Raw genomic sequence first — 13,223 nt, forward strand, 5'->3', positions numbered from 1 at the left:
TGATGGTTGGATACGCGAACGTCAACCGTTCGCGGCGGCCGGATTACCATCGGCGCATGTCAGACACAGGGGGCGTCCGCGAGGTGAAGTCCGCGGCCCGCACGGTCGAGCTGCTGGAACTCCTCGCGGCCCGCGGGGACCGGCCCGCACGGCTGCAGGAGCTCGCCGACGAACTCGGCGTGCCCCGCAGCTCGATGTACGCGCTGCTGCAGACCCTGATCTCGCGCGGCTGGGTCCGCACCGACATCACCGGCTCCCTGTACGGCATCGGCATCCACGCCCTGCTCACCGGCACGAGCTACCTGGACTCCGACCCGCGGGTCCGGGCCGTGCGGCCGTACCTCGACGAGGCGTCCGAGGCGCTCGGCGAGACGATCCACATGGGCCGGCTGGACGGCACGGACGTGGCCTATCTGGCGACGCGGGAGTCGCACGAGTACCTGCGTACGATCAGCCGGGTGGGCCGGCGGCTGCCCGCGCACGCCGGGGCCCTGGGCAAGGCCCTGCTGGCGGAGCGCCCGGACGAGGAGCTGCCCGAGGGGCCGTACGCGGCGCTGACCCCGAACTCGCACACGAGCCGGGAGTCCCTGGCGGCCGACCTCGCCCGCATCCGGGAGCGCGGCCACTCCGTGGACCGGGAGGAGGGCGTGACGGGCATCGTCGGCTTCGGGTTCGCCCTGCGCTACGACACCCCGGCACAGGACGCGATCAGCTGTTCCGTGCCGGTGGCCCGGCTCACGCCGGAGCACGAGGAGCGGATCGTCGCCGTGATGCGGGAGGTCCGGGCGAAGGCCGAGGCGACGGTTCCGGCGGGGCCCGGATCCGTGCACTGGCGCTAGCGGAAACACCGACGACGCCCCGCGAGAGGCGCGCGTCTACCCGGACCTCATCATCCCAAACACAACGTGCCCCAGATCACACCCTCTGGGTTCTCGTTCGTGACTACGTGCTTGATACAAATTGCTCGCGCGTTCCCGTCCGTCGACGGTCGTCGCCAATCCCCCCTTTTCCCCCGCTCATTTCGCATGCCCTGGGAACGCCCGTGTTCGCCCCCCGCACCACCCCCTGGCCCCTCGTCGCCCTTTTCACGGCCGGGTACCTCGCTCCGTATCTGCTGCCGACCACGGTCGGCCGACTCGATTCGGGCCTTCCGCTCTCCACCACGCAGGCCGGTGCCGTCGGCAGCGCGCTGCTGCTGAGTTCGGCGACCGCCGGATTCGCCCTGGCCTCGCGGGTCGAACGGATCGGGGCCCGCACCCTCGCCCGGCTCGGCCTCGCCCTGGCCCTGCTCGGCTACGGCGCCGCCGCGCTGACCACCGCCGTCCCGGCCGTCGTCACCGGCGCGGTCGTCGGCGGGTTCGGCTCCGGCACGGCCACCACCGTCGCCGCCACCCTGATAGCCGCCCAGCGCGATCCGCACCGGGCGTCCACCGCCGGCCTGCTCAGCGTCTCCGCCCTCGCGGGCGCCGTGTACCTGACGGTTCCGCACCTCGGCCCGGGGCACGGCCTGCCGCTGGCCGCGATCGCCCTCACGGCCCTGGCCGTCTGGCCGCTCACCGGCCGTCTCCCCGAGGGTCCCCCCGTCACAGCCGCACGGCACGACAAGGCCCGGCTGCCGCACGCCCGTTCGGGTCTGGTGCTGGCCGCCGCCATGCTCTGCTGGTCGCTCGCCCAGAACTCCCTGTGGGGCGTGAGCGGGCAGATCGGGCTGGCCCAGGCCGGCCTCGGCGAGGCCACCGTCGGTGCCGTGTTCGCCGTGGCCCTGGTCGCCGGGCTGACCGGAGTCCTCGCGGCGGGAGCGCTCGGGGCACGGCTGGGACGTGCCGTGCCGATCGGGGCGGGCACCGTCCTCATCGCCGGCTGCATCGTGCTCAGCGCCTCCGCGACCGACCTGACGAGCTTCGCGACCGGCGAGATCGCCTGGAACACGCTGTACCCGGTGGTGCTGTCGTACCTGATCGGCCTCGCCGCCTCACTGGACCCGCGCGGCCGCTGGGCGGTGCTGGTCGGCTCGGCGTCCTCGCTGGGCACGGCCGCCGGGCCGCTGACCGGCAGTGTGCTGTCGGCACAGGCCGGATTCCCGGTCATGGGCACCCTCCTGGCCGCCGGCCTGCTGGTCATCGCCCTGCCGATGACCGCCGTCGCCCTGCACACCGGCGGACGCCCGCTGCTGCCCGGCGCGATCCGCCGCCGCGGCGGCCACCCGGCCGCCCTGGTCGCCGCCGCCACGGGCACCCCCACCGGCGCGGTCCCCGAGATCGGCGCCCCGGAACAGCCGGTGGTGGAGATCCCCGTGGAGACCCCGGCCGTCCCCGCCCAGCGTGCCTACGACAAGGCGGGGTCGGAGGTCTTCTGACCGCTAGGCGAAGGTGTACGCCTCCACCTCGGCGAGATACCGCGCCCGCAGCTCCTCGTCGTCCTCCAGGAAGGAGGCGAGGAAGGAGTTGCGGGCGAGCTCGCGCAGCCGGTCCTCGCTCAGGCCGAGGGTCTCGCGCACGGCGTCGAAGTTGTCGCCGGCGTAGCCGCCGAAGTAGGCCGGGTCGTCCGAGTTCACCGTGCACATCAGGCCGGCGTCCAGCATCGCGGGCAGCGGGTGGTCGGCGAGGGTGTCGACCGTGCGCAGCCGGACGTTCGACAGGGGGCACAGGGTCAGCGGCACCCGGTCGCGCACCAGCCGCTCCACCAGCGCGGGGTCCTCCACGCAGCGCAGCCCGTGGTCGACCCGCTCGACGCCGAGCACGTCGAGCGCCTCGGTGATGTACTCCGGCGGGCCCTCCTCGCCCGCGTGGGCGACCCGGCGCAGCCCGAGCGCGGCGGCGGCCTCGTACACGGCACGGAACTTCACCGGCGGGTGCCCGACCTCGGCCGAGTCGAGGCCGACGCCGGTGATCCGGTCCAGGTACGGCTTGGCCGCGTCCAGGGTCGCCAGGGCCGACTCGGCGGACTCGTCGCGCAGGAAGCACAGGATCAGCCGGGTCGAGACACCGTGGTTCGCCGCACTGTTCCCCAGCGCGCGCCACAGCCCCTCGACGACCGTGCCGAGCTCCAAGCCACGACTGGTGTGGGCCTGCGGGTCGAAGAAGATCTCCGCATGCCGCACGCCCTGGGCGGCGGCCCGAGCGAGGTAGGCGTTCGCGAGGTCCTCGAAGTCCCGCTCGGTGCGCAGGACGGCCATGAGCTCGTAGTACAGGTTCAGGAAGGACTGGAGGTCCTCGAACCGGTACGCCTCGCGCAGCTCGTCCGTGGACGCGTAGGGCAGGGTGACGCCGTTGCGCGTGGCGAGCTCGAAGGCGAGTTCCGGTTCCAGGGTGCCTTCGATGTGAAGGTGCAGTTCGGCTTTGGGGAGGGACATCAATTCATCGTACGGCCGTTTCACCGACGCTTCGGTACCGGCACCCTCAGCAGATCATGCGCCACGGTCAGCTCACCGTCGTAGCCGGCGGCCCGCGCCTGCCGCTCGAACTCGTCGGGGTCCGTGTAGCGCTGACTGAAGTGGGTCAGCACGAGGTGCCGCACCCCGCCCTCCCGGGCCACCCGGGCGGCCTGACCGGCGGTCAGATGTCCGTGTTCGACGGCGAGTTCCTCGTCCTCGTCGAGGAACGTCGACTCGATGACGAGCATGTCGCAGCCCTCCGCGAGCGCGTCCACGCCGTCGCACAGCCGGGTGTCCATGACGAACGCGAACCGCTGCCCGCGCCGTACCTCGCTGACGTCGTCGAGCGAGACGGCGCCGAGCGAACCCTCGCGCTGGATCCGGCCGACGTCCGGGCCCTTGATGCCGTGCGCGGCGAGCCGCTCGGGCAGCATGCGACGGCCGTCGGGCTCGATGATCCGGTAGCCGTACGACTCCACCGGGTGCGACAGCTTCCGGGCCTCCAGCATGTAGCCGTCCGTACGGGCGAGGGGCCCGTCGGCGGCGATCGGGGCCTCGGTGAGGTCGACGGTCTCGCGGTAGGCGGTGGCGTACCGGAGCCGGTCGAAGAAGCGCTGCCCGGAGCGGGGGTAGTGGGCGGTGATCTCGTGCGGGACCCGGTCGAGGTTGATGCGCTGGATCACGCCGGCGAGGCCGAGGGAGTGGTCGCCGTGGAAGTGCGTGACGCAGATCCGGTTCAGGTCGTGCGCGGCGACCCCGGCGCGCAGCATCTGGCGCTGCGTGCCCTCGCCGGGGTCGAACAGGATGCCCTCGCCGTCCCAGCGGAGCAGGTAGCCGTTGTGGTTGCGGTGCCGGGTCGGGACCTGGCTGGCGGTGCCGAGGACCACGAGTTCACGTACGGACAAGGCGGCTATCCCGGGGGCCAATCGAGGCCGCGGCCGCCGAGCACGTGGGCGTGCACGTGCCAGACGGTCTGGCCTGCGCCGCTGCCGGTGTTGAAGACGAGGCGGAAGCTGTCGAGCTTCTCCTCGTCGGCGACGGCCTGGGCCTCGCGCAGCACGTCGGCGGTGAGGGCCGGGTCGGCGGTGGCGAGGGCTGCGGCGTTCTCGTGGTGCGCCTTGGGGATGACCAGGACGTGGGTGGGGGCCTGGGGGTTGATGTCGCGGAACGCGACGGTGGTGGCTGTTTCGCGGACGATGGTCGCCGGGATGGTGCCTGCGACGATCTTGCAGAACAGGCAGTCGTCCTGGGGTTCTCCTGCCATGTTTCCTCCGGTGGTTGGCCGCATGTGGTCCGACTCAGGCATCGTATCGTCGGCGGGTGCGGGTGCTTTCGGGCTGGTCGTTCCCCGCGCCCCTTAAGTCGGCAGGCCCGGGGGCGTTTTTGCCGGTACTGTCTCCAGGCTTTCGAGCGCCATACGGATGGCCTCGTCCAGTTGGGTGTCCCTGCCTGCCGCGTAGTCCTGCGGGCGCTGCACGACCTCCACATCCGGGTCCACGCCGTGGTTCTCCACTCCCCATTCGTAGCCCTCCAGCCAGAAGGCGTACTTGGGCTGGGTGACCCGGGTGCCGTCGACCAGGCGGTAGCGGCTGTCGATGCCGATGACTCCGCCCCAGGTGCGGGTGCCGACGACGGGGCCCAGGGCCAGGGCCTTGATCGCGGCGTTGACGATGTCGCCGTCGGAGCCGGAGAACTCGTTGGCGACGGCGACGACGGGGCCGCGGGGGGCGTCCTCGGGGTAGCTGTAGGGGCGCATGCCGCGGGGGACGGCCCAGCCGACGATGCGGCGGGCGAGTTTCTCGACGACCAGCTGGGAGGTGTGGCCGCCGCGGTTCTCGCGGACGTCGACGACCAGGCCCTCGCGAGCCACCTCCACGCGCAGGTCGCGGTGGATCTGGGCCCAGCCGGGCGCCTGCATGTCCGGGACGTGCAGATAGCCGAGCCGGCCGCCGGACTTCTCGTGCACATAGGCACGCCGGTCGGCGACCCAGGCGTGGTAGCGGAGCGGCTCCTCGTCCGCGACCGGGACGACGACGGCGTGCCGCGGGTCGCCGCCGCCGGACGGGGAGACGGTCAGCTCGACCGGCTTGCCCGCCGTGCCGATCAGCAGCGGGCCGGGGCCGGTCACCGGGTCGACCGGCTGTCCGGCGATCGCGAGGATCGCGTCCCCGGGTCGTACCGCGACGCCGGGCGCGGCCAGCGGGCTGCGGGCGTCCGGGTCGGACGTCTCGGAGGGCAGGATGCGGTCGACGCGCCAACTGCCGTCCTCGTGGCGGGAGATGTCGGCGCCGAGCAGGCCCTGGCGGGGACCGCCGCCGAAGCCGCCGCGCGGCGTGACGTAGGCGTGCGAGGTGCCGAGTTCGCCCTGCACCTCCCACAGCAGGTCGACGAGGTCGTCGTGGGTGGCGCACCGGTCCACGACCGGGCGGTAGCGGTCGAGGACGCCGGCCCAGTCGACGCCGCTCATGTCGGGCCGCCAGAAGTGGTCGCGCATGATGCGGCCGTTCTCGTCGAACATCTGCCGCCACTCGGCGGCCGGGTCGATGAACTGGCGTACGCGGCTGAGGTCGACGGTGATGTTGCTGTCGCTGTCGTCGTCGTTCGACGCGCGGCGATCGCTGGGCACGACCTTCAGCCGCCCGTCGGTCCACAGCAGGACCCGCTTGCCGTCGCCGCTCACCTCGAAGTGGTCGGCGTCGACGGCGAGATGCTCGACGCGCTGCTGGGCGAGGTCGTACCGCTCCAGCTCGGACTTCGGGTCGGGATCGTCCGGGGTGGCCCGGGACGCGCCGAGCACACCGGCGACCGGGTGGCGCAGCCACAGGACGCCGTCCTTGGCGGCGCGCAGGTTGGAGTAGCGGGCGGCCTCCACCGGGAACGGCACGATGCGGTCGGCGAGCCCCTCCAGGTCGATGCGGGTGGTGGGGGTGCCCTCGCTGTCCGGGGTCTCCTCCCGGTCGGGCGTCTCGAAGGACCGGCCGTGCCGTTGCGGCCCGAACGGGGAGGGCGTGGTGGCCGCGAGGGTGATGAGGTGCGGCCGGGCACCCTCCACGAAGGCCAGGTCGAAGACGTGCTCGTCGTAGACCGGGTCGAAGGAGCGGGTCGACAGGAACGCGAGGTGCTTGCCGTCCACCGTGAACGCCGGCGCGTAGTCCTGGAAGCGCAGCGGGGTCGCCTCGGTGACCGACAGGTCGGTGGTGTTGGCGAGCTTCAGCTGGCACAGGGGCCGCGGGCCGGGGTGGGACCAGGCGAGCCAGGACGAGTCCGGCGAGAAGACGAGTCCGGACACGTCACCGTCCTCGCTGCGGTCCACCTCCCGTACCTCGCCGGTCTCCCGCTCGACGAGCAGCAGACGGCCGTCGTGGGAGGCCACGGCGACGCGGCTGCCGTCGGGCGCCATGGCGAGGTCCAGCACCCGGCCGAGCTGCCCGGCGGCGAGCCGGCGGGGCGTCGCCCCCGGGGCGAGGCCCGTGGCGGGCGCGAACTCCAGGGCGTCGTCGCCCTCGGCGTCCGTCACCCACACCACCCACTCCTCCCCGTCGGCGCGGAACGCCCTCGGCAGCCGGGCCCGTACCCCGGGTGTCGCGGCGAGTGCTCGGGCCGGGCCGGAGCGGTGCGTGACCCAGTGGACGGAGCCGCGCACGGAGACGGCACTGCCGCGCGCGGTGTGGTCGGGGGACGCCGACCCGAACCACCGGGAAGCGTTCACCGGGAACGGCTGGAGGTCGACGCGCTGCCCGCCGAGCCGTACGTCGAGCCGGCGCGGCTCGGCACCGTCCAGGTCGTCGAGCACCCACAGCTCACCGGCGCTCGCGTAGACGACACGGGTGCCGTCGGTGGCGGCGTGCCGGGCGTAGAAACCGTCGAGCGGCGTGTGCCGCCGCAGGTCGGAGCCGTCGGCGAGGGAGGAGTACAGCGCGCCGGTGCCCTCGTGGTCCGAGAGGAACGCGATCTTCTCCCCCACCCACAGCGGGTACTCGATGTTCCCGTCGAGCTCCTCGTGGAGCCGGACGAACTCCCCGTCGTCTTCGCGGTCGATCCACAGCTTGCCGGCGGTGCCACCGCGGTACCGCTTCCACCAGGCGGCCTCGCGGCCCATCGGCGCGGACAGCAGCACGGTGTGCGGCCCGAAGGCGATGTCCCCCACGGGCCCGTACGGCAGGGTGGTGGCCGGGCCGCCGTCGAGCGGGACGGCACGCGCCCAGGTGCGGCGCAGGCTCGCCTGGCCCTCGGTGCTGATCACCAGGACCTCGCCGTCCGGGGTCCAGCCGCACACCCGGGTCTTCGCACTGCCCCAGTACGTCAGCCGCTTGGCGGGGCCGCCGTCGACCGGGGCGATGTGCACCTCGGGGGCGCCGTCACGGGTGGAGGTCCAGGCGACGGTGGTGCCGTCGGGCGAGATGCGGGGCTGGGTCACCGGCACGTTGTCGGCGCTGACCCGCCAGGCCCGGCCGCCGTCGAGTGGCGCGAGCCACACGTCGTCCTCGGCGGTGAAGGCGACCAGGTCGCCGTGCACGTGGGGGAACCGGAGGTATGCAGGCGATGTCACCTGATCACCCTATGCAAGGACGGCGTCGCGCGGACAGGGTTCGGATCACTTGCCCTCGACAGGGCGGCAGTCCGGATACCGGTCGCACCAGATGGTCTGGGTGACGGTCACCGTGACGGTGGGGCCGGGCTGCCCGTTCGAGGGCCCTCCGGCCCCTGAGCCGACGGGCGGCGGGCTGGTGCTGTTGCAGTCGCCGAGCCCGTCGACCTGGAACCACACCTTGCCGTCCACCTTGGCGGTGATGTTCCCGCGGACACAGGCACCGTCCACCGCGTGGGTCACCTTGCCGTCGACGGTGATGTCCTTGCCGTCCTTCGTCTCGCCCTCGCAGTCGACGGTGGCGACGGTCTTCTCACGCGCGGAGGGCGATGACTTCGCGCTCTTGCCGTCGTTGCCGTAGGAGGCGGTGCAGCTGAGCCAACGCACGTCCGCCTTCTGGCGGTTGAGTTCCTCGGTGACGGTCTGGTCGGTGGTGTAGGCGACGGACGCGGAGCTGATGCCGCCGGGTTCGCAGGCGACCGCCCCGCCCACGGCGACGGCCGCGAACGTCGCCGCCACCGCCATCCGCCGGCCGCGCGTGCCCCTCCGGATCCTCCTCGAAGCCCCCATGGAGGCAGCCTGCCACCGACGGGTGCGGGGCGGTAGGGCGCAAAGGCGTCAGGTGCGCAGCAGCAGCCACTCCTGGAGCTCCACCAAGTTGCCCTCGGGGTCCTTGAGATGGGCCACGCGCATGCGGTCCGTCATCGGTGCGGGGCCGTGGAGGATCCTGGCGCCGCGCAGGGTGATCTCCTCGCAGTAGGCGTTCAGGGCGTCCACGCGCAGGACCACCAGGGAGCGGTGGCCGGCCGCCGCCTCGCCCAGTTCGTCGAGGACGCCGGCCATCATGGACCGGTCCTGCAAGGCGATGCCCGCGGAGCCCGCCGCGGGGCTGAACTTCTCGTACGGGCCGTCCGCCGCGCCCGACTGCGGCTTGAGGCCGAGCACCTCCTCGTAGAAGCGGTAGCAGGCGGCGAAGTCGTCGACGAGCAGTCGTACCTGGGCGAGTTCCACGGTGCCTCCGAGGGTGGTCAGGACCAGCGGCCGGTGCGAGCCAGGAGCACGGCCGCGGCCGCCGTCCCGGCTGTCGAGGTGCGCAGCACACTGCGCCCGAGACGATACGCCTTCGCCCCGGCCCCCTCGAACAGCGCCAACTCCTCCGGCGCCACGCCCCCTTCGGGCCCCACGACCAGCACGATCTCGCCGGTGGACGGCAGTTCGGCCGTCGCGAGCGGCTCGTCCCCGCTCTCGTGGAGCACGGCGGCGAAGTCGGCTCGGGCCAGCAGCGCGGCGACCTGCTTGGTCGTCGCCGCCTCCGCGACCTCGGGAAAGCGCACCCTGCGGGACTGCTTGCCGGCCTCCCGCGCCGTCGCCCGCCACTTGCCCAGCGCCTTCAGCCCCCGGTCGCCCTTCCACTGCGTGATGCAGCGCGCCGCCGCCCACGGCACGATCGTGTCCACGCCGACCTCGGTCATGGTCTCCACGGCCAGTTCCCCGCGGTCGCCCTTGGGCAGGGCCTGGACGACGGTGACCCGGGGCTCCTCCGGCGGCTCCTCGGTCACCGAGTCCAGCCGGACGACCAGCCGGTCCTTGCCCTCGGTGTCGAGCACCACGCAGTCCGCCCAGCGCCCGGCCCCGTCCGTGAGGACGACGTCCTCGCCGGGGCGCAGCCGCTTCACGGAGACGGCGTGCCGCCCCTCCGGACCGTCGAGGACGTAGCGGCCGCCGCCGCCCGCGTCGAAGTGCTCGACCACGAAGACCGGAGCCGTCATCGAACTCCCCCGCCCGCCAACCCCGCCATGGACGAGGCGAGTTCACCGGCCAGGACTTCCACCAGCTGCCCGGCGGGCAGCTCCCGCGCCATCCGGTGTCCCTGCCCGGCCCACAGCGCCATGCCCTGCGCGTCGCCCGCCTTGGCGGCGGCCTTGCGCAGCGGCGAGGTGAGGTGGTGGATCTCGGGGTAGGCGGCGGGCGCGTACGGTCCGTGCTCCCGCAGGAACCGGTTGACGAGGCCGCGCGCCGGGCGCCCGGAGAACGCCCGCGTCAACTCCGTACGGACGAACAGGGGGTTGGTCAGGGCCTGCTTGTGCAGGGCGTTCGCGCCCGACTCGGGCGTCGCGAGGAACGCGGTGCCGAGCTGGGCCGCGCTCGCGCCCGCCGCGAGCACGGCGGCGATCTGGCCGCCGCGCATGATGCCGCCGGCGGCGACGATCGGGATGCTCACGGCCTCCCGGACCTGGGCGACCAGCGACAGCAGGCCGATGCCGGACCCGTCCGTCTCCGGGACGTCGCGGTGCGTGCCCTGGTGACCGCCGGCCTCGACGCCCTGCGCGATGACCGCGTCCGCGCCCGACCGCTCGACGGCCCGGGCCTCGTCGGGGGTGGTGGCGGCGGCCAGGACGAAGGTGCCGACGCGGTGCAGGGCGTCGACGACCTCCCGGCTCGGCGCGCCGAAGTGGAACGACACCACGGGCACGGGGTTGTCGCGCAGCACCGCCAGCTTGGTCTCGTAGCCGTCGTCACGTCCGCTCTCGGGATCGCCGAGTTCGGCCTCGTACCAAGAGGCCTCGCCGGCCAGCTGGTGGGCGTAGACGTCGACGGCGGCGGGGTCGGCGTACTCCGGCTGCGGCATGAAGAGGTTCACGCCGAAGGGCCTGCTCGTGAGGGACCGGAGCTGCTTGATCTCCTCGTACATTCCGTCGGCGGTCTTGTACCCGGCGGCGAGGAATCCCAGCCCGCCCGCCTCGCACACGGCGGCGGCGAGCCGGGGCAGGGAGACTCCGCCGGCCATGGGGGCCTGCACGATCGGGTGGGGGAAGAGATCGGTCAGCGCGGAGGACATGACCGCATGTTGTCACGTCCTCCGAACCAGCCCGAAACCGGCCTGCCGTGTGGCATAGACCAGAGGAAAAGGCCTCACACAGCCCGTCCCCCGACTCGGCTCACCGCCCGTTGAACGCGTCCTTCAGCCGCGAGAACAGCCCTTGCTGCCCAGGCTGGAACTGCCCCGTGGGGCGTTCCTCGCCGCGGAGCTTGGCGAGCTCGCGAAGCAGGCGTTCCTGCTCGGGGTCGAGCTTGGTCGGGGTCTGGACCTCGACGTGGACGATGAGGTCGCCGCGTCCGCCGCCCCGCAGGTGCGTGACGCCCCGGCCGTGCAGCGGGATCGACTGGCCGGACTGGGTGCCCGGGCGGATGTCGACCTCCTCCAGGCCGTCCAGCGTCTCCAGCGGCACCTTCGTGCCGAGGCACGCCGCCGTCATGGGGATCGTCACCGTGCAGTGCAGGTCGTCGCCGCGCCGCTGGAACGTGGAGTGCGGGAGTTCGTGGATCTCGACGTACAGGTCACCCGCCGGACCGCCGCCCGGCCCGACCTCGCCCTCACCGGCGAGCTGGATCCGCGTGCCGTTGTCGACACCGGCCGGGATCTTGACGGTGAGCGTCCGGCGGGAGCGGACCCGGCCGTCACCCGCGCACTCCGGGCACGGAGTGGGGACCACGGTGCCGAAGCCCTGGCACTGGGGGCAGGGGCGGGACGTCATGACCTGGCCGAGGAAGGACCGGGTGACCTGGGACACCTCACCGCGGCCGCGGCACATGTCACACGTCTGGGCCGAGGTGCCCGGCGCCGCGCCCTCACCGCTGCAGGTGTTGCAGACGACCGCCGTGTCGACCTGGATGTCCTTGGTCGTGCCGAAGGCCGCCTCGTCGAGTTCCACCTCGATGCGGATCATCGCGTCCTGGCCGCGGCGGGTGCGCGAGCGCGGACCGCGCTGCGACGCCGTGCCGAAGAACGCGTCCATGATGTCCGAGAAGTTCCCGAAGCCGCCGGCTCCGAAGCCGCCCGCGCCACCGCCGCCGGCCTGGGAGAGCGGGTCGCCGCCGAGGTCGTAGACCTGCTTCTTCTGCGGGTCCGACAACACCTCGTAAGCGGCGTTGATCTCCTTGAACCGCTCCTGGGTCTTCGGATCGGGGTTGACGTCCGGGTGCAGCTCGCGTGCGAGCCGCCGGAAGGCCTTCTTGATCTCTTCCTGCGACGCGTCGCGGCGCACGCCGAGTACGGCGTAGTAGTCCGTGGCCACTACGACTCCGCCAGGATCTGTCCGACGTACCGTGCCACTGCGCGTACCGCTCCCATCGTTCCCGGGTAGTCCATGCGGGTCGGTCCGACCACGCCGAGCTTGGCGACTGCCTCGCCGCCCGAACCGTAGCCGACCGACACGACGGACGTGGAGTTGAGTCCTTCATGGGCGTTCTCATGACCGATACGTACGGTCACGCCCGGATCCTTCGCCTCGCCGAGCAGCTTGAGGAGCACGACCTGCTCCTCCAGCGCCTCCAGCACCGGCCGGATCGTGAGGGGAAAGTCATGCCCGAAGCGAGTGAGATTGGCGGTGCCGCCGATCATCAGCCGCTCCTCGTTCTCTTCGACGAGCGTCTCCAGAAGCGTGGAGAGCACCATCGAGACCGTACCCCGGTCCTCGTGCTCGAACGCCTCCGGGAGATCCTCCACCAAACTCGGCACATCCGCGAAACGGCGGTTCGCCACCCGGCTGTTGAGCCGCGCGCGCAGGTCCGCGAGCGAGGCCTCGCCGAAGGGCGCCGCGCAGTCGACCACGCGCTGCTCGACCCGCCCGGTGTCCGTGATCAGCACGAGCATCAGCCGCGCGGGCGCGAGGGAGAGCAACTCCACGTGCCGCACGGTCGACCGGGTCAGCGACGGGTACTGCACGACCGCGACCTGCCGAGTGAGCTGGGCGAGCAGCCGTACCGTCCGCGCCACGACGTCGTCGAGGTCGACGGCGCCCTCGAGGAAGTTCTGGATCGCGCGCCGCTCGGGCGCGGTCATCGGCTTGACCCCGGCCAGCTTGTCCACGAACAGCCGGTAGCCCTTGTCCGTGGGGATGCGCCCGGCGCTGGTGTGCGGCTGGGCGATGTACCCCTCGTCCTCGAGGGCCGCCATGTCGTTGCGCACGGTGGCCGGGGAGACGCCGAGGCTGTGCCGCTCGGTGAGGGCCTTGGAGCCCACCGGCTCCTCGGTGCCGACGTAGTCCTGGACGATGGCGCGCAGCACCTGAAGCCTGCGTTCACTGAGCATCGCGCACACCTCCAGAAGTCGTCCGCCCGTGGTCCTGCCTGTCGAGCCTGGCACTCTGCGCGTGCGAGTGCCAGCATTCCCCGGCCCAGTGTACGGCGGTGGGGTACACCCCCGGCAAGGCTGGTCGCGCGCTGTCGTGCCCGCGGCGGGTGCCACCGCTAGCGTCGCCG

Annotated in this window: 12 protein-coding genes; 2 read left to right on the forward strand and 10 right to left on the reverse strand. The window is 72.6% G+C overall.

Annotated elements, in window-relative coordinates; translation table 11 throughout:
• The first annotated feature begins 56 nt into the window (after positions 1–56).
• A complete protein-coding gene (locus ABZ016_RS02400) occupies positions 57–839 on the forward strand; it encodes an IclR family transcriptional regulator (protein WP_356914658.1) in 783 nt (260 codons plus the stop codon).
• A gap of 203 nt (positions 840–1,042) precedes the next feature.
• Positions 1,043–2,356, forward strand: a complete 1,314-nt coding sequence (locus ABZ016_RS02405) for an MFS transporter (RefSeq protein ID WP_356914659.1) — start codon at positions 1,043–1,045, stop codon at positions 2,354–2,356.
• Positions 2,357–2,359: 3 nt separating this feature from the next.
• Here the strand turns inward: ABZ016_RS02405 and ABZ016_RS02410 are convergent, their stop codons facing one another.
• From ABZ016_RS02410 to hrcA, 10 genes are all read right to left on the reverse strand, one after another.
• Positions 2,360–3,352: an adenosine deaminase gene (locus tag ABZ016_RS02410; protein WP_356914660.1), complete on the reverse strand. Its 993-nt coding sequence runs from the start codon at positions 3,350–3,352 to the stop codon at positions 2,360–2,362.
• A 20-nt stretch (positions 3,353–3,372) separates the two neighbouring features.
• Positions 3,373–4,278, reverse strand: a complete 906-nt coding sequence (locus ABZ016_RS02415) for a ribonuclease Z (RefSeq protein ID WP_356914661.1) — start codon at positions 4,276–4,278, stop codon at positions 3,373–3,375.
• A 5-nt stretch (positions 4,279–4,283) separates the two neighbouring features.
• Positions 4,284–4,637 (reverse strand): histidine triad nucleotide-binding protein, encoded by a 354-nt coding sequence (locus ABZ016_RS02420; protein WP_356914662.1) that lies wholly within the window; start codon positions 4,635–4,637, stop codon positions 4,284–4,286.
• A 93-nt stretch (positions 4,638–4,730) separates the two neighbouring features.
• On the reverse strand, positions 4,731–7,922 hold the full coding sequence (locus ABZ016_RS02425; RefSeq protein ID WP_356914663.1) for a S41 family peptidase: 3,192 nt from the start codon (positions 7,920–7,922) through the stop codon (positions 4,731–4,733).
• Positions 7,923–7,967: 45 nt separating this feature from the next.
• Positions 7,968–8,531 (reverse strand): hypothetical protein, encoded by a 564-nt coding sequence (locus tag ABZ016_RS02430; RefSeq protein WP_356914664.1) that lies wholly within the window; start codon positions 8,529–8,531, stop codon positions 7,968–7,970.
• Positions 8,532–8,579: 48 nt separating this feature from the next.
• Positions 8,580–8,972, reverse strand: coding sequence for a VOC family protein (locus ABZ016_RS02435; protein ID WP_356914665.1), 393 nt, complete (start codon positions 8,970–8,972; stop codon positions 8,580–8,582).
• A gap of 17 nt (positions 8,973–8,989) precedes the next feature.
• Positions 8,990–9,730, reverse strand: coding sequence for a 16S rRNA (uracil(1498)-N(3))-methyltransferase (locus tag ABZ016_RS02440; protein ID WP_356914666.1), 741 nt, complete (start codon positions 9,728–9,730; stop codon positions 8,990–8,992).
• Positions 9,727–10,800, reverse strand: a complete 1,074-nt coding sequence (locus ABZ016_RS02445; protein ID WP_356914667.1) for a nitronate monooxygenase — start codon at positions 10,798–10,800, stop codon at positions 9,727–9,729. The genes ABZ016_RS02440 and ABZ016_RS02445 overlap by 4 nt, the downstream gene beginning before the upstream one ends.
• A gap of 100 nt (positions 10,801–10,900) precedes the next feature.
• Complete coding sequence (gene dnaJ, locus ABZ016_RS02450) at positions 10,901–12,037, reverse strand: molecular chaperone DnaJ (RefSeq protein ID WP_356914668.1); 1,137 nt, start codon at positions 12,035–12,037, stop codon at positions 10,901–10,903.
• Positions 12,037–13,053, reverse strand: a complete 1,017-nt coding sequence (gene hrcA / locus ABZ016_RS02455; protein WP_345659637.1) for a heat-inducible transcriptional repressor HrcA — start codon at positions 13,051–13,053, stop codon at positions 12,037–12,039. The genes dnaJ and hrcA overlap by 1 nt, the downstream gene beginning before the upstream one ends.
• Positions 13,054–13,223: the final 170 nt, after the last annotated feature.

The sequence above is a fragment of the Streptomyces sp. NPDC006372 genome (genome assembly GCF_040612515.1).
In the GTDB taxonomy this organism is placed as follows: domain Bacteria; phylum Actinomycetota; class Actinomycetes; order Streptomycetales; family Streptomycetaceae; genus Streptomyces.